At 64.2% G+C, this 20,695-nt stretch carries 17 protein-coding genes; 7 read left to right on the top strand and 10 right to left on the bottom strand.

Features of this window, described 5'->3' with window-relative positions:
- Positions 1–13: 13 nt before the first annotated feature.
- The 6 genes from VMI09_00120 to VMI09_00145 all read right to left on the bottom strand — a co-directional run bounded on the left by VMI09_00120 (position 14) and on the right by VMI09_00145 (position 6,233).
- Entirely contained in the window at positions 14–1,264 is a 1,251-nt protein-coding gene (locus VMI09_00120; protein ID HTQ23073.1) for a methane monooxygenase/ammonia monooxygenase subunit B, read from the bottom strand.
- Positions 1,265–1,343: 79 nt separating this feature from the next.
- Positions 1,344–1,577, bottom strand: coding sequence for a hypothetical protein (locus VMI09_00125; GenBank protein HTQ23074.1), 234 nt, complete (start codon positions 1,575–1,577; stop codon positions 1,344–1,346).
- Between the two features lie 22 nt (positions 1,578–1,599).
- Complete coding sequence (locus tag VMI09_00130) at positions 1,600–2,397, bottom strand: methane monooxygenase/ammonia monooxygenase subunit A (protein ID HTQ23075.1); 798 nt, start codon at positions 2,395–2,397, stop codon at positions 1,600–1,602.
- Positions 2,398–2,462: 65 nt separating this feature from the next.
- Entirely contained in the window at positions 2,463–3,269 is an 807-nt protein-coding gene (locus tag VMI09_00135; protein HTQ23076.1) for a methane monooxygenase/ammonia monooxygenase subunit C, read from the bottom strand.
- Between the two features lie 202 nt (positions 3,270–3,471).
- On the bottom strand, positions 3,472–4,824 hold the full coding sequence (locus VMI09_00140; GenBank protein HTQ23077.1) for an LLM class flavin-dependent oxidoreductase: 1,353 nt from the start codon (positions 4,822–4,824) through the stop codon (positions 3,472–3,474).
- Between the two features lie 167 nt (positions 4,825–4,991).
- A complete protein-coding gene (locus VMI09_00145) occupies positions 4,992–6,233 on the bottom strand; it encodes a CaiB/BaiF CoA-transferase family protein (GenBank protein HTQ23078.1) in 1,242 nt (413 codons plus the stop codon).
- Between the two features lie 103 nt (positions 6,234–6,336).
- Between VMI09_00145 and VMI09_00150 the strand changes: the two genes are divergently transcribed.
- From VMI09_00150 to VMI09_00160, 3 genes are all read left to right on the top strand, one after another.
- Complete coding sequence (locus tag VMI09_00150) at positions 6,337–6,597, top strand: hypothetical protein (protein ID HTQ23079.1); 261 nt, start codon at positions 6,337–6,339, stop codon at positions 6,595–6,597.
- A gap of 484 nt (positions 6,598–7,081) precedes the next feature.
- Complete coding sequence (locus VMI09_00155) at positions 7,082–7,930, top strand: hypothetical protein (protein ID HTQ23080.1); 849 nt, start codon at positions 7,082–7,084, stop codon at positions 7,928–7,930.
- Between the two features lie 35 nt (positions 7,931–7,965).
- Positions 7,966–8,583 (top strand): CBS domain-containing protein, encoded by a 618-nt coding sequence (locus tag VMI09_00160; protein ID HTQ23081.1) that lies wholly within the window; start codon positions 7,966–7,968, stop codon positions 8,581–8,583.
- Between the two features lie 45 nt (positions 8,584–8,628).
- Here the strand turns inward: VMI09_00160 and VMI09_00165 are convergent, their stop codons facing one another.
- Together VMI09_00165 and VMI09_00170 are read right to left on the bottom strand one after the other, a co-directional pair.
- Entirely contained in the window at positions 8,629–9,306 is a 678-nt protein-coding gene (locus tag VMI09_00165; protein ID HTQ23082.1) for a hypothetical protein, read from the bottom strand.
- Positions 9,307–9,407: 101 nt separating this feature from the next.
- The gene (locus VMI09_00170; GenBank protein HTQ23083.1) at positions 9,408–12,065 is read right to left on the bottom strand and encodes a M1 family metallopeptidase; all 2,658 of its coding nucleotides are present in this window, start codon (positions 12,063–12,065) and stop codon (positions 9,408–9,410) included.
- 429 nt (positions 12,066–12,494) lie between these two features.
- Between VMI09_00170 and VMI09_00175 the strand changes: the two genes are divergently transcribed.
- The 4 genes from VMI09_00175 to VMI09_00190 all read left to right on the top strand — a co-directional run bounded on the left by VMI09_00175 (position 12,495) and on the right by VMI09_00190 (position 16,752).
- On the top strand, positions 12,495–13,928 hold the full coding sequence (locus VMI09_00175; protein HTQ23084.1) for a HAMP domain-containing sensor histidine kinase: 1,434 nt from the start codon (positions 12,495–12,497) through the stop codon (positions 13,926–13,928).
- Positions 13,925–15,376 (top strand): sigma-54 dependent transcriptional regulator, encoded by a 1,452-nt coding sequence (locus tag VMI09_00180; GenBank protein HTQ23085.1) that lies wholly within the window; start codon positions 13,925–13,927, stop codon positions 15,374–15,376. The genes VMI09_00175 and VMI09_00180 overlap by 4 nt, the downstream gene beginning before the upstream one ends.
- Positions 15,377–15,467: 91 nt before the next feature.
- A complete protein-coding gene (locus VMI09_00185) occupies positions 15,468–15,953 on the top strand; it encodes an isoprenylcysteine carboxylmethyltransferase family protein (protein HTQ23086.1) in 486 nt (161 codons plus the stop codon).
- A 49-nt stretch (positions 15,954–16,002) separates the two neighbouring features.
- Positions 16,003–16,752, top strand: a complete 750-nt coding sequence (locus tag VMI09_00190; protein HTQ23087.1) for a PspA/IM30 family protein — start codon at positions 16,003–16,005, stop codon at positions 16,750–16,752.
- Positions 16,753–16,781: 29 nt separating this feature from the next.
- On the opposite strand, the gene VMI09_00195 is transcribed toward VMI09_00190, so the two are convergent.
- Both VMI09_00195 and VMI09_00200 read right to left on the bottom strand, forming a co-directional pair.
- Entirely contained in the window at positions 16,782–18,191 is a 1,410-nt protein-coding gene (locus VMI09_00195) for an FAD binding domain-containing protein (protein HTQ23088.1), read from the bottom strand.
- The gene (locus VMI09_00200; GenBank protein ID HTQ23089.1) at positions 18,188–20,653 is read right to left on the bottom strand and encodes a xanthine dehydrogenase family protein molybdopterin-binding subunit; all 2,466 of its coding nucleotides are present in this window, start codon (positions 20,651–20,653) and stop codon (positions 18,188–18,190) included. The genes VMI09_00195 and VMI09_00200 overlap by 4 nt, the downstream gene beginning before the upstream one ends.
- Positions 20,654–20,695: the final 42 nt, after the last annotated feature.

The following is a 20,695-nucleotide window of genomic DNA, read 5'->3' on the forward strand; positions in this document are numbered from 1 at the left end:
CCCTGTTCGGCGGCTACGGCAGGTACTGCGGACGAAATTCGGTCGGCACCAGGTCGGTCTTCATCGTCACCAGGTCCTCATGGCCCTGCAGATCGGCAAAGCGCAGCAGTCCCGCGATACGCTCCTGGGGATCGTGGAGCGGGATCAGCCGTTCTTCATCGAACAGCGGGCTCGAGATCTTCAATTGCACCTTCGCGGTCTGTCCCGGCTCGATGGGAGCGTCGGGTTCGACCTTCATCTGTCCGACGTAATGCGCCGGCCCCGCCTTTGCCTGCTCGTCCGGGCCGCCGTTGACGAACGTCGCCATCGCCATGATGTACTGTTTGAGACTGAGCGGAGCGCTGCCGTTGTTTTTGATCGCCAGATTGATCGTGAGCGTGTCGGTATTTTCGTCGTAGCTCGATGCGGAACTCATCACCTGCGCCGAATGAGTCGTCGGGTCGATCACCTCAGGCGTGAACCGCACGGTCTGCTGCGGCAGCCGCACCGGAAACTTGACCGCCATGTAGATCCAGCCGACGATCAGCATCGCGACCGTCGCGGCGGCCAGCAGATCCATCCACATGTGGTCGCGCGGCGTGATGAGCCCGATGTCGGGAGCGTCGTCATTGACCGGAATTTGCGTGGTCACCGCGAGACGGGTGACGGTGCGCTTGGGAACCGTCCAGTACACCATCCAGATCATCCCGATGATGAATCCGGCCAAGGACCACCACCATACGAAGCTCCCGCCGTAGTGCTCGAGGTTGACGGTCTCGCCGGTGAGCAGCGTCACGTCCATCTTGAACGGCTCGGCGGCCGGCTCGACCTTGACCCACTCGCCCGGACCAATCAGCGTGCCCGTGCCCTGTACCGCGATTCCCGGATGGACGTGCCATTCGCCGGGTTTGCGCCCGCGCATCACCATCTTGAAATGATAGGTCGCGCCCTTGTCGACGAGGATCGAGCCCGGAGCAGTGGTCCCGTTGATCTCGCGGTCAACCATCGCGAACACCGGGCCGGGAACTACGGGCGTGATATAGGCGGTCTGGGGCGGGTCGAGCGTGTAGGGCCAGGTCTCGAGAATCTTCACAGTGCCGGTGATGGTGACCGGATCGCCGACCTTTATCGTGGTGGGAGAGATGTGGACGTCGTAAAACGCGGCGGTGAGATCCTTCAGGAACGGCTCGTCGGCCGCCTCGCCGTGCGCGAACGCGCGCGGCGCGTAAGCCGCGGTCAGCAGAAAGAGCGCCGCCGCCAGAACTGCCGAAAATCGCCTTCGCATTTTCGTCTCCCCGTGCGGCGTGCGACGCCGCTCGCAAGTCCCCAGGCAAAGTCCCCTGGCAAATCCCCCGACAGGTCCCCTACTTCATCGCGCCGCGCAGCGGCCTGCGCTGCTTCTTGTCGTTGACGGCCGTGCGCCGGCGCGACGGCCACAGCTGCATCAGCCAATAGCCGCCGATTCCGAGCACAGCCGACGTGATGACCGGCGGTCCAAGCTCGTCGGGGCCAGCGATACCGCCGTGCGCCCAGGCGCTCGCAGAGCAGAGACCCGTCGCGACGAATGCGACGATGACGGCGCGAAAAGTGGTACGCATTGCCGCTGCTCCCGCGTCCCCTTCAGACGGTCTTGATGTATCTGCCGATAGGCCACACGGCGAGGTAGCGCCCGATAAACTGGCCAATCCAGTAGCCCAGCATTGCCAGCGTGCCGCCGAAGAGCAGCGACACGTACTGCGTCTCGCCAAGGAAGCTGCGCAGCGCGCCGCGCTCGATGTGCCGCATATATTCGGGCGTCTGGGTGCGGATGTAGACGATACCCTGAACGTCGGCGACGGTCAGAATGTGATGCATGAACTGCATCGGCTGCAGGAACGGAGCGAGCGGGATGTAATTGAAGCTCCACACCAGCAGTGCCCAGATCCCGCCGCCGAAGAGCGATGTCAGGACAAAGCTCTTCGTCCTCATCAGCAGCCAGTCAAGGATGATCGCGGCGGGGATCGTCGAGATCGGCCAGATGAAATTCATCGGATAGCCTTCGGCGACGTGCCACTGGAAGTAGCGCCCGATCCACGAGGCCATGAACAGGCATACGCAGGTGTAAGTCGCGCCGGTAGGAAATCGCCATGCGGCCCACTGGATGTATTGCAGCGCCGAAGGAATGATGATGGTGGCAAACGCGGTCACGACCGGCCACCATTGCGGGTCCTTCCAGTCCGTCCAGAAATCCCAGTCGCCGGCGAACAGCAGCCGCGTGATATCGGCGGCGCCCGCGACCACGAAGATCGCAGTGATCCAGAACACCGCATCCCACGAGCGGTCAATCCACTGATATTTCGCGTTGAGCAGATCGCGCAGCGCGAGCCTGCGCTGTTTCTCGGCCGCCGCGGCTGCGGCTATCGATGGTGCAGTCGCCATGCTTCCCCCTCGCGAGCTTCCCAGGACAGGATTCTCAGGATTCGATCAGAGCCGTCGCGCGCCCCTCAACCGCCGGCGGCAGCCGTATGGGTGGGGAACTCCTCCACCGCGCGGGCTCTCTTTTCAATCTGGTAGAGGTAGAGGATGGTTTCGCCCCAGACCGCGAACATCCCGCCCGCCAGCCATCCGTAGATAACGAAAGGCCAGTGGAAGGGCACCGAGAAAAACTCTTCCGACATCCAGAGGCTGTGACCCCACTCGTTGAACGCGACCTCGACGAATTCGAGCACCGCCGCCGCGATCAGCAGAAAGAAGGACCACGGAAACCCCTTCTCGGCTCCATAAACCGCCGGAAGCCGAAACCGCCCGTACAGATACGCGCCCAAGGCGAGCACCACCGACATCGGGAAAAAGAAGTAGAACATCGGGATGTGGGTCGGGGTCAGCGCCGTGTCGCGGACCATTGTCTGATGCCATGCCCCGTCCCAGTTGGGCCAGAAGCTCGCCTCGATGTAGATCGAAAGGCTGGTCGCTCCGATAAGTCCCCACAGGATGACGACGCGGCGAATCTCTTCGGCTGGCGCGACCGCGGTTTCGCCGAGAAGACCGCGACCGGTGCGCACCAGCCATCCGTACCACAGGCCGGCGAAGGCTCCGATGCTCAGAAGCTCGCCCCAAAACAGGGTGCGGTAGTGAACTGCGAAGGCGCGGCTGGAGGAATCGAGCCCCGCCGTGAAGGCAAAATTGTAGTCCCAAACCCAAAGAAAAAGATTGCAGGCCATAAGAAGGCCGCATCCGACAAATAAGGTTTTCCAGCCGATCAGCCAGCCGGTAGGAGGACGCCCAGCCACCACCTCTTCGATAGAGCTCATAAGCGGAACCTCGCCGAAAAGTTTGCTTTCCTTATGCCCGTTTAGACCGATTTGCTTCTGCCGTCAACAGGCGGAATCCCGCGCGAGCCGAGCTATGTTTGGATGGTTTTGAGGATTATGGCCGGCAGGGGCGCGGCCCGGCGATTGAACCTGGGCCGGACCGGATGCCGGTCCGGCCCAGGGTATTAGCGTCGGTTTCGCGTCAGGCCGATATCGACGCAAGCGCGTCGACATCGCTGACCGGCTCGGGGGAAACCCCGGCGCGCAACAGGCGCGAGCCTGGAGCGCGCGTGAACGGATCGACTAGTCCGAGCGCCTTGCCATGCTCGCGCATGGCAGGAATCACCTCGCTGTTCAGCAGCTGCAAGGATCGGATCCGGTCCTTGGCCGGGACCGGCCCGTCAAGCCAGAACGAAAAGATCCCGGGACGCAGAACGTCGAGGACCTTGTTGAGCTTGGGAATCACGTTGTCCGGCGTGCCCGCGATCATCACGTAGTCTTTGAGCACCGCCGGATAGCCGTCGTATATATGCTTCTTGACGGCCGCGATCTGCTCCGCCGTCTCGTCGTGACCGCCTTCGCCGTACGGCGATTGTGCGGCGGCGTTGGCGCCGAAATTGACTTCGGCGAGGCGCTTGGTTGCGGCTTTTGAATTGTACCCGGGCGGGAACATCCATTCCGGACGCGCGAAATGCGCAAACGCTCCGCCGAACAGGATTCGCTTGCCCAATTCCTCCGCCCGCTCCTGCGTATCCGCGACCACGACCGGCTGCAGGTAGCCGAAATTCTCCGGCCCCGCCTGATAGCCCTCCTGTGCCGCCGCCTTGGCATAGAAATCCCAAAGCTCGACCGTCGGCTGCAGCCTCGTGGCCAGGGCGACGTAGGGATAGCGCTTGCGCGCGCACCAGAAGGCCGTGTCGGGACTGACGAGGCCGGGAATCCAGAATGGCGGATGCGGCCGCTGGAGCGGAAGCACCCACGGATTCACGTTGCGGAAGTTGAAGTGCTTGCCCTCGTAGCGGAACGGGCCTGGCGTGGTCCACGCCTTGACGATGAACTCGACGCCTTCCTCGAACAGCTCACGGTTGAGCGCCGGGTTGGTATTGTTGGCGAACTGCTCCGAGCCCGCGCCGCGCACCCATCCGGAAACCAGGCGGCCTCCCGAGATGAGATCGATCATCGCAAGCTCTTCGGCCAGGCGCAGTGGATTTGCGACCGTGGCGACCGGATTGCCGAGCAGGACCATCTTCAGCCGCTTGGTGGTCTTGGCCAGGATCGCGGCTTCGACGTCCATCACGGCGCCGAGACAAAACGGCGTGCCATGATGCTCGTTGAGCATCACGCCGTCGAAACTCATCAGTTCGGCGTCCGTATAGATCTTCTCGTCGAGATACTGATTGAGCAGGTGGGCTCCGTGCTCGCGCTCGAAGAAGCGATTGGGGGTGTTGAAGAAGCTGCGCAATCCGACGATCTGGTTCTCCAGCGCGTCATACTTGGCCCGGTCGACCTCGGGATCGTAATGGTACGCCCGTTCCGTAAACCACATGAAATGCATCTTGTCTCTTCCGCTCCTTTAGCGACCTTGTACGAAGGAATCGCTGTGCTTTTGCTTAGCCTTTACGTTCCTCGATTCACGAAAATCTGTCCACATCATAACTCACTCGCGCCCGCGAGCGTAACGGTGACGGCGCAAAAACCGCTTCGGCGCATCGCAACGTTGGGTCAGCGCGAAGCCGTGCCGTGCACGATCGCCTCGATCGCGTCGGCGCTGTAGCCGAGTTCGGCCAACACTTCGCGCGTATGAGCGCCGACTTCCGCCGCCGCCGTCGGCTTTCGCTTCTCCACGCCGGAGACGAAAAGCGGGCTGTTCACCGTCTCGACGACGCCGGCCCCGGGATAGTCCATCTTGATGAACGCCTGTGCGGCGCGCATCTGCCGATCCTCCACCACCTCGTCGAGCTTGGGTATCGGCGCCCACTTGATGTCGTTGCGCTTGAAGATGGCTCGCCACTGCGCGAGATCGCGCGATTCGAACTCGGACTGCAGGATGGCGTACAGCGCAGCAGCGTTGCGGTCGCGATCGGCGTTGGTCGCGAACAATTCTCCGCTCGCCAGTTCCGGCTGGCCAAAGGCGCGGCAAAGGCGCGGGAACTCATTGTCGGGATCGATCAGAACGAGAAGAAAGAGCTTGCCGTCGCGGCTAATATAGGCTGCGGTGAGCGGGTTCGGCGGATGCTTGCCCTGGCCGCGTTCCGGAAATTTCGCTTTCAGAAGCTTGGCCTGGAGGTCGCACGCGTTGGCCCATGCTCCGCTCGCTATAAGCGAGGTGCTGACCCTCGATCCGCGCCCGGTGCGCTCACGCCGGTATAGCCCCAGCATGATCGCGCCGAACAGCGACATCGCGGTCGGATGATCGCCCATCCCGGGCCGCGGTCCGCTGGGTGAGCCGTCGACCCCCGTAACCGTCATCATCAAGCCCGAGCGCGCCCAGTAGGCGAGAGCGTCGAACGCCGGGTCATCCGCGTCCTCACCGGCGTCGCCATAGCCGGTGAGATGCGCATAGATGAGGCGCTCGTTGACCGCCGAGAGATCTTCCCAGGTCAGACGGAATTTCTCGAGCAGCGTCCTCTGGTAGTTCGTGAGGAAGATGTCGGCAGTGCCCACCAGACGAATGAGGGCCTCGCGCCCCTCGGGCCGTCCGAGATCCAACGCGACGCTCTTTTTGTTGCGGCTGGTGAGCACCCAGCACCAGTCGAGGTCGGATTTGGCCGTACCGGGGAGTTTGGAAAAAAGGCGCCACAGATCGCCGCCGCCGGGACGCTCGATCTTTATCACCTCGGCGCCGAAATCCGACATGATGGTCGCGGCGGCGGGGCCGGCGACGTAGGTGCCGCAGTCGATCACGCGGAGTCCCGCGAGCAGACCGCCGTCATTCGTTCCGTGTCCGTTGTTCATGTCGCCCATATCATCTTGCTCCGTGGAAAATGGAGATTGGAAACCCGCTGGCCCGAGTTTGGCTGTAGTACAGAGAATCAAGCGTCGCAAGAGCGAACCCTTGGCATAGGCCATGCACGGTGTTGCGGATGAAGAATACGCGGACGCAATCGCCTGGAATTTGACTATGTGGCTCAAACTTACTGAACAAACCACGAATCAGGCGGTTCTGGTCAACAGCGAACGCGTCTGTCAGGTGCTCGAAGCCGACAATGGCCTCCAAGGCTCCCGAATCATTTTCTCAGACGCCTGCGCGTTAACGGTTAAAGAACCGTTCGATTGGGTGGCCCAGCATCTGGTGGACATCCAGCGCCCGAGCGCCATGACCGGCTGATCCGCGAATAGAGATCTAGATTATTTCGACCCGCCGCCCGAAGGTCATTTTTTCGCATTTACCGCCTGTCTCCTGAGCCGAATCGCGCCAGCGAGTGTACCCAGCGGCTACACCTCGATTTTTGGAATTCAATAACTTTTAGACAATTTTTGTTGGCATAAACGATGCGATAATAAGCGAACCGAGCAGCCCCCCAAAGGAGGCCAACAAACATGCGCCCGCGCAATAAACGCTCTCAGACGGCGGTCATCATCCTGCTCGCCTTGCCGGTGCTCCTCGCCGTGCTCGGGCTTGGATACGATTTCTCGCTTCACTACTACCACTGATGTTGCTGCAGAAGGCCGCTGATGCCGGCGCGCTGGCTGGCGCCAGTCAACTCAACGGATCGCCTCCATCGGCGACGGTCAGTGCGAACGCGGTCGCGTGCGCGGAGCTTTACGCATGCTATAACGGCGCGGGCATTCAACCGCAGGGAGTATGTCCGATGGGCGGACCGAGCTGCGCGGCAAACGTCAATGACCCAATCATCGTAACTCCTGCCAGCGACGGCCGGTCGGTAACGGTCAGCATCCGGCGCGAGGTGGCGTATTACTTCCTGCGCTTCGCCGGCCGCACCTCAGGCCCGGTCGCCGCGATGGCGAGGGCTGGCGTGCTCCCGACGTCGGCGGGATGCAGAATCGCGCCTCTCGGCTTGCCCTGTCAGGAAGGCTGCACCGGCGCTGGTTGCTACGGTATGGCATCGCCCGGCAGTGGCGACTCCACCTGTGGCAACGTTTATCTCGCCAACGCCAAGAACCCCAGCGCAGGGACCGTTATCCAGCTCAAGTCCGACGATAGCGTTACCGGAATTCCAGGCAATTGGGAGCCGTTGGCGCTCGGCGGAAATGGTGGCTCCGTTTACAGAGAGAATATGGCGACCGGTTATCAGGGAATGCTAAGCGCCGGTGACACGGTATCGACAGAGAGCGGAAACATCGTGGGTCCGACGAAACAGGGCTTTGCGGATCGAATGAACGGACGCGTACCGAATAGCACGGTGCCCGCAACCATCTCGCCAGGCGATCCCCAGGTCGTCCTCGTTCCGCTGGTCGATTACACCGAGGCGACCAAAGGTGGAAAGTCGCAGGTACCCGTACTCGATTTCATCATGATGTATGTGACCGGCGTCTCCGGAAACGACGCCACGATAACGGCCACTGTCATTCCGCCGGTCCCTTGGTGCGGCATACCGACGAATCCGGGCCAACAGGGGACTGCACCCTTGAAGGTGATCCTGTGCCCCAATAGCGGATGCCCGACGGTGCCCGGTCCGTGGTGGCCGCCCGTTACCTGAAGAGAAAACCTTAACCGCTTGACGAGGATATAGAGATGCAGGTCAGTCAGCGAATGACGAAAAATCCGGTTACGGTGGGTCCCGACGAAACGCTGGCAGCCGCGGCGGAAAAGATGAAAGCGGGGAACTTTAGACGTCTGCCCGTTATCGAGGACGGAAATCTGATCGGCGTCCTGAGCCAATTCGACATGCGGGCTCAAAGCGAATCATTGGACTCGGTTGCCGTCCGGGCGGTGATGACGGAGACTCCGGTGGTGATCGCGCCCACGGCCACCCTCGAGCGCGCCGCGGCAACGCTTGCCAATCATCGGATCGGTGCGCTCCCCGTCGTCGCCGGCGGCAAGCTCATCGGTATCATTACCGCGAAGGATCTTCTGCTGCCCGAGCCGCGGCCGCTCCCTGAGTGGGCGCCTGCAGGTAGCACTGTGGGCGGGATTAACTATACTGCCGACTTCGTAATCGAGCTTGGATCCGAGCGCGGATCGGACGGAACATGGACGGCCGAATGCAGGAACATGCCGGGCGTGAAGTCCGCCGCGCCAACGGAGAATGAAGCGCTGCGCAGGACCGCCTCCATGGCCCTGCGCGGAATCGCCGATCTGGTCGCCAACGGCGATCCGCACTGGGCGCATTTCATCAAGATGCGCGGTTGAGCGCGAGCAAAATTTCCACCGGTCCATCTGGAACTCACCGGCAACTCAGCGGAACTCGACGCGGAGCTCGCGATACTGGCGCGACCCCAGATTAGTTAGTTCGCGCTCGCATCCGCCCGGTTGCCAGACCACGGCGCTCGAGGCAAGGTCGACTTCCTGCAGGCGCTCTCGGCCGTCGCGCACTTCCCGCTGTCGCACCCGGCCGCCTTCGATCACGAAGACCGCGGCGTCGCGTGGACAGGCGCGCGGCCGGGCTTCGTCGCCCGGCTCAAGCGTCAGTTCCAGCGCCCGTATTCGGCTATTCTCGAGCAGCATCGCCTCTCCCCGTTCCGGCGGCCGGCCGACCGCGGCCTCGGTCAAAGCGAAGGTCGGATTGGTGACACCGGCCGGGAGTGGACGAAGAATCTCGAAGAGCGCTTCGCGAAAGCGGCCTGCGCGGCCCAAGTTGCGCGCGCTTTCCGCGCCGCCCGCCGGTACGTACGAGATCGCCCGCCCGCCGACCTCAAGCTCGTAGGTGGTTTGCCCCGGAAAGCGGTTCGAGGTCATCCCGGGCGACTCCACCACGATCCTGCCGCCTTCGATTATGTACAAAACGTAGTCCAGGGTGTGGCGATGCAACCCGCAAATCTCGCCGGGCGCGAGATCCATCTCCCACACGCGCACGTGCTCGTTCTCGAATCGCAGATGGGTCGCGACCGGCCCGTACATGGTTTGCTCAGCCATCGATGTTCCCCGCCGCTGTTTCCGCCGATTCGGCGACGCGCCTGACCTTACTTATGATGCACCATGCTGCCGTGATTCAAACGCAAGCCTAAGGAGCGAATCTACGACGGCGCCGGATGCTGCTTCACCCACCCGTCCACCTCCGGGATGCGGTGCGCGCGGAAATCCGCCGCCTCGAGTATCTCTTCCTCGGCGCGCGCCGCCGCGATTCGTCCGCCCGCGGTCTCGTGCACCGGCGCGAAATTCGCGAGTTCGTCGGCGTGCGCGCGGTCGGCAAAGTTGGTCATCAGCGAGGACATGAAGAACGCGCGGAAAGTAGGTCCGCGCCGGGCCGCCAGCGCTTCGAAATTGGCCTTGACGAACGCGAGTGCGAGTTCCGAATGCTCGCCCGCCGCCACCGTCAGGATGATCCCGTTGGCCAGGTCCGGCGGGACCTCGTCGGTGAGCGTGATCGCCAGCGCATCCTTGGCAAGTTTGGGATTGACCGCCGACGCGAGCGCGATGTAATAGCGGACGCGCTCTTCCGTGCCGGTCGCTTTGCGGCCGAGCGCTCTCAGCTCGTCGTAGGTCGCACGATCGCCCCCGCGGCCGGCAAGGAAGATCACCGGGCCGCGCAGATTCACGTCGAGCGATCCCGGGTTCTTCACGAACGCCGCGAATCTCCGCTTCGCCTCGGCCAGCACCGCGCCGTCACCCAAGGCGCCTAATTCTCCGATCAACCTCGCGCGCAGGATCGTATCGTCTTCGGACTCGCCCACCGCGCGGTCCCATCCGAGCCGCGCAAAGGCCGGCCGCAGCTGCGCTCGCGCATACGCCTGAAAGGCGAGCCTGCCCGGCAAGCCGCGCTCAAGGTCGTCGATACGGCCGATCGCGCCGGTCACTCGCTCCCACACCGCGCGATTGCGATCGTTCGCCACCGCGTCGACCAGCCGAAAGTAGCTCTGAGCGTTCGCGCGGCCGGCCTGGAGCAGCGCCCAGTTGTCCGCGAGCATGCTCACGCGGTCGGCCGGACCCATCTTCTCGATCGATTTCGCGAGCGCGGCTTCACTGGCGGGATCGTATAGCGTCCGATAGTAACCGACGTCTCCGAAATTCAGTTTGATCGGTTCGCCGCATCGCCCGGCTGCGACCTCCATCGTCCTTGCCCGCATCAGGACGGCTCCGGTCGGCTCCTTCGCGCCCGGCAACCCGAATGCGATCGGGATCTCCCAGAGCTGCTCGCGCGCTTTGATTGGACGGATGAAAAAGCGTTCCTGTTCGAGCGCGAGCCGCTGCTGGCCGCCCGCGCAACTTGCGTTGCTCACGACGAGCGGCACCCCTGGCTGCTCGGTATAGGTTGTTGCGATCGCTGCGACCTGCCTGCCCGAGGCGCGCGAAAGCACAAGCCACAGATCCGCCGTGGTCGCGTTGCTGTTGGCATGGGCGGCCATGTAGCGCCGGATGCCGTTGCGGAATTTGTCCGCGCCCAGGTAGTTCTCAAGCTCGCGCAGAAAGGCCTGGCTCTTGCCGTACGTGATGCTGTCGAAGACCGATTGCGCTTCGCTCTCGTCGGCGACCGGCTGTTGAATCGGATGCGCCGTGGGGCGCGCGTCCACGTCCATCGCGATCTGCTTCGCGCTGCCGCTGTTGAGCCAGGTTTTCCACTCCGGATGGAGCCTGTCGGCGGCCTTGTTCTGCATCCAGCTTGCGAAGCCCTCGTTCAGCCACAGATCGTTCCACCAGGCCATCGTGACCAAATCGCCGAACCACTGATGCGCCATCTCGTGCGCGAGAACGTCGAAGATGTTGCGGCGATGCGCGTCGGGACTCGAGGAAGGATCGAACAGAAGAAGGCTTTCGTTGAAGACAATGCCGCCCCAGTTCTCCATCGCGCCGCCGACGCTGCCGGGAACCGCGATGAGGTCGAGCTTGGGCAGCGGATATTTGACCCCGAAGTAATCGTTGTAATAGCCGAGGACATCGATCGCGCTCTTTAGCGCGTAACGCCCCTGCTCGCGTTTGCCCGCAGCCGTGACCACTCCCACCGTGACTCCGTTGGCGTCGCCGGTCAGCCGTTCGAGGTCGCCCGCCACCAGCACGAACAGGTAGGTTGACATCCTGGGCGTCGCGCCGAACGAGACGCGTTTAAGGCCGCCGCCCGCCGGCTGTTCGTGAGCGATCGGCATGTTCGACACCGCGAGCGCGTTTTGTGCCACGGTCACCGACGGCTCGAAGCTTGCCTTGAAGGCGGGCTCGTCCCAGCATGGGAAGACGCGCCTGGCGTCGGCCGGCTCGAGTTCGGTCGCGATCATCCGCTTTTGCCCGTGTGCGGTCGGATAATCGACCGAAAAAAGGCCGCGGCCGAAACGGTTGATACGGCCGGTGAATGCGATGGCGAGCTTGTGCGGTCCGGTCGCAAGCTTGTGGGGAAAGAGCAGCGTCACGGTTTGCGTCTTGGGATCGGGCGTAATCGCCGCCACCTGCCCGGGCTCGCCTTGGAGCGACGCCGAATGAAGAACCATGTCGACCGCATTGAGGACCACGCGGTCCGTCGCCGCAAGGACCTTGATATCCACGACCTCGGAACCGGGAACCGCGCGGCTGGCTAGATCGGGCCTCAGATCGATCGCGTAGTGCGTCGGCACGACGTTTTTGGGCAACCGGCCGGGCGTCGTCGCGAAAGAGTAAACCGATTCGGCGCGCGCGCCGCCGCCGGCCATCAGCACCCCGACGATCGCTGCGACGACCGCGAGCGCGCCAATCCTGATTGCTCGAAGCACGAGTTAACTCCGCTCTGGCATGAGGTTGCGAACGAGAATATCCGAGCGCATTCGCCGGATACATCGCAAGAGCATCCCGACAAAGCTTCGCCGCTTGGGGCCGCCGGCGGGAATCTCGCGATGCAGCCCGCGACATGCATTGAAAGAGATGCGGTGGCGCGCCGGATGTGCGAGGAGTTCAGCAAACCATCACGGTTTTGCGGCATTTTTGCCGCCGTCCGCGGCGGCATCATGCTTGCTCCTCATTCGGGAGCATGAAGAATAAGCTTTGGCGGGGCGACGGCGCGCATCGCGGACGCGCCCCAAAGCGGGCCTGAAGCTATGGGCTTTCTAATCGTAGCAATCATCATCTTCGCCGTGATCCAGCGAAACAGATACCGGCGGCTCGGCACCGGAAGGTGCGACAAATGGTCGCGCCGATGGGACCGGATGCAATCGCACGCGGACGCGACGGCCAAGGGTGGCCGCGGCGGAAACGACAAGTGGGAAAAGTGGAGTCGCCACTGGCAGGACTGGGAGCGGTGGGCCGCGGACACACGTCATCAGGCCGCGGACGTCGGACACAAGGTCGCTGACACGATCGAGATGGCCGAGACAAAGCTGCGCCGCGAGGCCGAGAGGCTCCGCGGCGGCGCATCTGGATCTGCCGGCGCGTCCCGGTCCGCCGGCGCGACGGCAGCCCCGCAATCACGCCTGACCGAGGCGGCGTCGGGATCGGATCGCGAGCCGCAACGCGATAGCGACGAGGAACGCAAGGCCTACGAACGCGCTCGTCGGCGTGCCGCGCGCGAGGCCGGCTTTTACGTTCACCTGATGTGGTACGGGATCGTCATCGGATCGCTCCTCATCCTCAATCTTGCCGTCAGCCCCGGGTTCGAATGGTGGGTTTTCCCGGCGCTCGGATGGGGTATCGGGCTCGCGAGCCACTTTGGCGCCGTCTATGGATGGCGCTGGATTCACGAGCGCGTGTTCGAGCCCGCCGTCCAGCGCGAGGTGCAGCGCGAGGTCACACGCGAGAAAGAAGTCCTGCGCACCGAAAAGCAAGCCTCTCTCGACGAGCTCACCGCGAGCTTCGCCCACGAGATCCGCAATCCGATCGCCGCGGCGAAGAGCCTGGTGCAGCAGATGGGCGAGGATCCGACTTCGAACGAAAACGTCGAGTACGCGAGGGTCGCGCTCGACGAACTCGAGCGGGTCGAGCGCAGCGTCTCCCATCTGCTCAAGTACGCCAAGGAAACCGACTACAGCTTCGAAAGCGTCGGGCTGGCGTCGGTGCTCGATGCCGCGCTCACCGAGATGCGCGCCAAGCTCGAAGCGAACAAAGTCAGCGTATCGCGCAGCTATATCGGAGGACCAATCGTCCGCGCCGACGCCGACAAGCTGCGCCAGGTCTTCACCAACGTGATCGACAACGCGATAGACGCGATGGAATCGAACCCGGGCGAGCGCCGGCTCGAATTCGGAATCGTGAGCCTGCATCCGGGCGCGGCCACCGTGGTAATTCGCGACAACGGATGCGGAATCGCGGAGGACCGGCTCGCGAAGATCTTCAATCCGTTCTACACCACCAAGAAAAACGGCACCGGACTTGGGATGGGTATCGCCAAGAAAGTGATGGACGCCCATAGCGGCCGAATCGAGGTCCAGAGCAAACCCGGAACCGGCACCGAATTCCGGCTCTCGATTCCGCTCGCCGACGCGGCGCGCGCCCGCGATCAAGCCGGCCTTGCCGGTCCGCAGGATCAAGACGAACGGGATCGATCCGATCCAGACGGCGACAACCGCATCGCGCCCGCCGCCGGCGCATCGCAGGCGCCCGCGGATTTGAAACCGCAGCAGGCGGGAACCGGGGAGCGGCGATGAAGGGGCGTCTCCTGGTTGTCGACGACGAACGCGGCATCCTGGTCGCGCTAAAGGGGCTCTTCGGCAAGGAGGGCTACGAAGTCGAAACCGCGGAGTCGGGCGAGGAGGCGCTGGCCAGGGTCAAGGCCGGACCCTTCGACGTGATAATCACCGACCTCAGCCTGCAGGGGATGAGCGGACTTGACCTGATGCGCAGTGTGCGCCAGCTGGATCCCCGATGCGCGGTGCTGATGATCACGGCATACGGAACGCAGCGCATCGCGGTCGAAGCGATGAAGGCCGGCGCGGAAGATTACCTGCCCAAACCGTTCGACAACGACGAGCTGCGGATCAAAGTCGGCAACGTGATGGAGAAGCAGCTGCTGAGGCGCGCCTATAACCGGCTCGTCGAGCAGGTGAATCTCGAGAGCGGACGCTTTGCCGGCATGATCGGCCAGTCGCCCGCGATGATGCGGGTGTTCGAGACGATCGAAAAGGTCGCGCCGACCGACGTCACCGTCCTGGTCCGCGGCGAGTCCGGCACCGGCAAGGAACTGGTCGCGCGCGCGATCCACAACCGCAGCCCGCGTGCGAGCGGGCCGTTCGTGCCGGTCAATTGCGCCGCGTTCGCCCGCGAACTCGTCGAAAGCGAACTCTTCGGCCATGAAAAGGGCGCCTTTACCGGCGCGATCGCGCGGCGCGAGGGCAAGTTCGAGGCGGCCGAGGGCGGCACCCTGTTCCTCGACGAAATCGGCGACATGAGCCTCGAGACCCAAGCCAAGCTGCTGCGCGTCATCCAGGAAAAGCGCTTCGAACGGATCGGCGGCAACGAGCCGCTGGTCGCCGACGTCCGCATCGTCGCAGCCACCAACCAGAACCTCGAAGCGATGGCCGCCGATGGGCGGTTTCGCGAGGACCTCTACTACCGGATCAAGGTGGTCGAAGTCCGCATTCCGCCGCTACGCGAGCGGCGCGCCGATATCGCGCCGATGGCGCTGCACTTTCTCGACGAAGCGTGCAAACAGTTCGGCGCGCCACGCAAAACGCTCGCTCCCGAGGCGATGAGGGCCTGCGTCGAAAACCCCTGGCGCGGCAACGTGCGCTCGCTCAAGGCGGCGATCGAACAAGCGGTGATCCTGTCCGCGGCAAACGAGATCACGCCAGCCGAACTGCTCGGCGCCGCCGCGGACGACGACACCCCTCCCGCTCCTGACGGCGACGGCGAGAGCGTGGCGCCGTCCGCCGAAGCGACGGCGGCGGCCGGCGGCGCCGGCGAGGTCAGGTTCCGCGAGGCCAAGGAAAAATTCGTCAGTCAGTGGGAGCGCGATTTTTTTATCAACGCGCTCAGGGCGAGCGGCGGCAATATCTCGCGCGCCGCCGAGCGGGCCGGGATGTACCGGCAGAACTTTCAGCAAAAGATGCGCGAGCTCGGAATCACGGTCGACGACCTCGGACTAAAGGACGAATGAAGGCGATCCGAACCGGACTCGCGCCTGCGCGATGACGCGATCTCGCGCTTGCGCGATGGAGCAATCCCGCGCTTGCGCCTTGGAGGCAGACATGAGCGAGACAACGGATTTCAATCCCCACGAAGACGGCAGCGCGCTCAGGATTTCCCCTCCGGCGCTCGCCGGACTATTGCTCGCAGGGTTGCTCCTGCTGCATCTACTCGGCGGGGGCCGTCATCGGTTCGTCCATCCGCATGAGTTGCTGGGCTTGCTGACGGTCGCCGCGGGCGTCGGGCTTTCATCGTACGCAGCCGCGCTCTTCGCTGCGCGTGCGACCACGAAAAATCCGCACGGAGAGCCGACGGCGTTCATCACCGAGGGACCCTATACTTTCACGCGCAACCCGATGTACCTCGGTCTTGCGGCGGCGCTGCTCGGCTTCGCGCTGTTCTTCGGTTCGCCCGCGATGCTGCTCGCGCCCGTGCTCTTTTACCTGGCGATCGACCGGATGTTGATCCCGCATGAAGAGGCGACGATGGAACGCCTGTTCGGCGAGCGGTACCTCGACTACAAGCGCCGCGTCCAGCGCTGGCTCTAATCGGCCCGGGGAGACGACGCGGCGCGCGCACAAAAAGGAGGAACTGGCGATGTTCATTTCAAGATTGAAAAGCCTCATCGGTGGAAAATTCAGCCGCTGGCTCAAGGCGCGCGAAACGCACGACCCCGAGGCAGTTTACGAGGCCGCGATCTCGGACCGCATCCGGCGCTATCAGCAGCTCAAGACCGCGGCTGCCGGCGCGATCTACATGCGCAACAAGCTCGAGCGCGAGCTCGCGGAAAAGTCCGCCGAACTGGCCGAGGTCGCGGAGCAGGCTGGGCAAGCCGCCGATCTCAACGAGGATCAGTGCGCGCTGATTCTTATCCGCCGCAAGCACGAGATCGAAGCCGACTGCGAGCGGGTCAAGGAGGAGTTCGCGCAGCTCACCCTGGAGGTCGAGGACGCAAAGAAAAATCTCGCCGGCTTCAAGAGCGAAATCGACAAGCTCAAGACCGAGAAGGTCAGGATGCTCGCGCGGCTGCGCAACGCGCAGGCGCGCATACGCGTCGAGCGGGCGCTCGAAGGGCTTGCCTACGATGAAGACCTGCGCGCGTTGCAGGAGGTGCGCGAGTCGATTCAGCAGATGCTCACGCGCTCAGGCGTGAATCGCGAACTTCATGGCGCCGAGATCGATCAAAAGCTCGAGGAGATTCGCCGCCGCAACGCCGAAGCCAAAGTCCAGGCCGAGCTCGACGAGCTCAAGCGCAGCCGCCGGCCGCCGCTCGTCCCGATGGACGTGTTCACGGGCGGCGTGCACGCAAACGGCCAGGGCGCCGGGGCGCCCCAGCCGCGCGGCTGAAGAGCCGCGCAGATATCGCACGTCCGCAGCTAAGGCTTGGCGCCGGCGAGCGAGCGCGCCGCATCGGAAATCGAGTTGACGATGAACTGGTAGCCGGTGCATCGGCACAGGTTGCCGGAAAGCCCGTGCCGGATCGCCGCCTCGTCCGGATTCGGATTGTCACGCAGCAGTTGCAGCGCCGACATCACCATCCCGGGCGTGCAGTAACCGCATTGCTGGCCGTGGTTGCGCACGAACGACTCCTGCAGCGGATGCAGATGATGGATGTCCGAGGCCAGCGACTCGATCGTCTCGACGGAACATCCATCAAGGTCGGCGGCCAAGACGGAGCAGCTTTTGACCGTGCACCCGTCGAGCATCACCGTGCACGCACCGCAGCTTCCGGTGCCGCAGCCGATATGCGTGCCGGTAAGCCCGATCACCTCGCGCAAAAGGTCGGCCAGGACCATCCGGTTGTCCGCCTCGACGCGCCGCTGCTGCCCGTTTACCGAGATCGCGACCGCGGTGCGAAGCGCTCCGCCGATCGCTCCGGCGGCGGTTTTGCGCGGCGCCGGCGCGGCCGGCGCGGTTCTTCTGCCGGCCTCGGGCGTCTGCTGCGAGGGCGCGCGCCCCGCAGCGATCGACAGCGCGCGGCCGGCGAAGAGCGCGGCCATCTCGCGGCGGTATTCGGCGCTCGCGTTGAGGTCCGCGGGCGGATCGATGCAGGCGGCGCGGACGCGCCGCGCGACGGCCTCGATCGCGTCGGCGCCGGCGCCGCGCGCCAGTTCCGCGCTCACGTCGAGCGCGACGGGCGTCGGGCCGACGCCGCCGATTGCGATTCGCGCGCCCTTGTCGCTCACGATCGCCGCGACGTTGACGATCGCGAAATTGCCTTCGACGCGATGGAGCCGCGTATAGGCGCCGCGCGCCGCGCCGAGCTTGGGCACCACGACCTCGACCAGGATCTCCTCGGGCCCCAGCGCCGTCTCCATCAGGTTCGTAAAGAATTTGTCCGCGGCGACCTCGCGCTCGCCCTTTTTGCTGCGCAGGATCATGCGCGCGCCGGCCGCGGTCAGCACGGGGCTGTAATCCGCCGCCGGATCGGCATGGGCGAGGCTGCCTCCGATAGTGCCGCGATTGCGCACCTGGACGTCGCCGATGAAGGCGGCCGCCTCGGCCAGCACCGCGCAGTGGCGCGCGACGAGCGAGTCGCGCTGGATTTCATGATGGTGCGTGCCGGCGCCAATCCGCAGCGCGTCACGATCTTCGCGCACGTAGCGGCGGCCGTCGATACGGCTGAGGCTCAGCACGAGGCGCGGACGCACGAGCCCCAGCGCCATCATCGGCATCAGGCTCATCCCGCCCGAGAGCAGCTTGACGTCGCCGTCGCCGTCGGCGAGCAGGGCCAGCGCGTCCTCGAGTTTGTCAGGTGAGTGAAACTCGAATTCCTGGGTGATCATCGCGCCGCACCTCCTCCTCCGTTGACCGAACGTTTCGGCGCCGACCGGATCGCGCCAAACAGACGCTCGGGCGAAAGCGGCATCTCGAGCAGCCGCAAATCGAGTTCGGGCAAGGCGTTCTCGACCGCGCTGCAGATCGCGCCGAGGATGGCCGCCACGCCGGATTCGCCCACGCCCTTGGTGCCGAGCGGCGTGAACGGCGAACGCGTCTCCTGATGCCCCAATTCGAGCGGCGGAATCTCCACCGCGGTCGGCAGCGTGTAGTCCATGAAGGTGCCGGTTTTGAACTGGCCGTTCTCGTCGTAAACCAGATGCTCGTAGATCGCACCGCCGATGCCTTGCGCGATACCGCCGTGCACGTTGCCCTCGGCGAGCATCGGATTCACCACGACGCCGCTGTCGTGAATCATGCAGACCCGTAGCAGCTGGAGCCTGCCGCTTGCGGGATCGACTTCGACGATCGCGCCGACCACCGCGTTCGGCCATGACGGATAGGCCGAGGTACGCCCCTGCGGATCGCCTTCCTGGTAGATGTTGGGATGGCGGAAGTAGCGTGTCGCCTCAAGTCCGGGTTCGATCTCCTTGGCGTGGATTCCGAAAGTGTCGCTATAGATCGTGTTAACGACCTCGTTGAACGAGACGAACCGCGCGGGCGCATCTTTGGGAAAGATTTTTCCGCCCTTGCACTGCAAGTCGGCGGGCAGAACCTCGAGCATGTGGCCCGCGACTTTGAAAATCTTCTCCCTGATCTCGCTGGCCGCAACGAACGTGGCGGAGCCGCCCATGATCACCGCGCGCGAGCTGTAGTTACCAAGCCCCCATGGGCACAGCTCCGTGTCGCCCTGGACGACGCGCACCGCGCTCACATCGACGCCGAGCGTATCGGCGGCCACCTGCGCCATCGCGGTTTCGTTCCCGCTGCCGGGCGAGGTCACGCCCGTCAGCACCGTCACCTGCCCGGAGGGATTGACGCGCACCGTGGCGCCGTCGTAGCCCGCGACCAACAGCGAGGTCGGCAGCGAGCAGCCCTCGGCGACGAGCTCCTGGCCAAGCCCGAGACCGATCCGCCGGCCCTCGCGCAGCGCCTCGGCCTGCAGCTTGGGAAAATCCGCGTAGCCGACGAGGTCGAGCAGCTTGCGCATCGCGCCCGGGTAATTGCCGCTATCGAGAATCACCCCGCTTGCCTGCTGATAGGGAAACTCTTCAGGCTGGATGAAATTGCGCATCCGCACAGCAACGCGGTCGAGCCCGGTCTCCTTCGCGACGCCGTCCATCACCCGGTCCATCAGGAACGAAGCGGTCTCCTTGCCGAAGCCGCGATAGGCGTTCCACGGACATTTGTTGGTGACCACCGGGTAAAGTTCGACATGACAGTTGGGAACCTTGTAGACGGTCGGGATACAAAAAGTCGTTACAAGGCTCATCTCCCATCCGGCGAGCGCGGCGGGCGCGCCGACGTCGGCGACAATCTTGACCTTGAGCCCGGTGACCTGGCCGTCGCGCTTGTAGGCGGCCTCGAAGTGGACCTTCTGCTCGCGCGCGTGACCGCCGGTGAGCAGGTTTTCGCTGCGCTCCTCGATCCATTTGACCGGCCGTCCGAGCTTGCGCGCGAGATAGGCGGTGAGCGGCTCCTCCTGGTAGGTCGGAATCTTGGAGCCGAAAGCGCCGCCGACGTTGGGCTGGATCACGCGGATACGGCTCTCTTCCATTCCGATGATGTGCGCGATGAAAGTGCGCAGCGGATGCGGAGCTTGGGTCGAGGCCCAGACCGTGAGCTGATCGCGAAAGGTCTCGTAGCTGGCGACGTAGCCGCGCGGCTCCATCGGCGCGGCCATGTAGCGCTGCGTCGAAATCGTTCCTTTGATCACGCCGTCGGCCGCGGCGAACGCTCCCGCGACGTCGCCGGCATCTGTTACCCGCTCCATGACCAGGTTGGTGCCCCATGACGGCTCGATGAGCGGGGCTCCAGGAGCCATCCCGCGCTCGGCGTCGGCGACCACCGGCAACTCCTCGTACTCGACCTCGACCAGTTCCGCGGCCTTGCGCGCGGTGTACTTGTCCTCGGCGACGACGACGGCGACGGCTTCGCCCACGTAGCGCACCTTGTCATGGGCGAGCGGGTACCAGTCATAGGCGCGCACGCCGATTCCCGCCTTGTTGTAGGGCTGGGGAATCGGCTTGGTGTTGCGGCGAATCTCCTCGCCGGTGACCACGCAGACAACTCCGGCGGTGGCCTCGGCCGCACGCGTGTCGATCGACTTGATCAGCGCGTGAGCATAGATGCTGCGCACGAGAGCCATGTGCAGCATGCCCGGGAGCGTGAGGTCGCCGACGTAGATTCCGCGCCCTGCGACGAGCGTCCTGCTGTTGAGCCCCGGCACGCGGCTCCCCAGCGCGGATTGCGAGTCATGCCCGCCGTGCGCCACGGCGCCGGCGTCCCCCTGCGATTGTTCAGTCGCCATGAAATTTCCAACCCCCAAATCTCAGTAGTCAGCGTTGGAGCG

This window comes from Candidatus Binataceae bacterium (assembly GCA_035500095.1).
Lineage (GTDB): Bacteria > Desulfobacterota > Binatia > Binatales > Binataceae > JAKAVN01.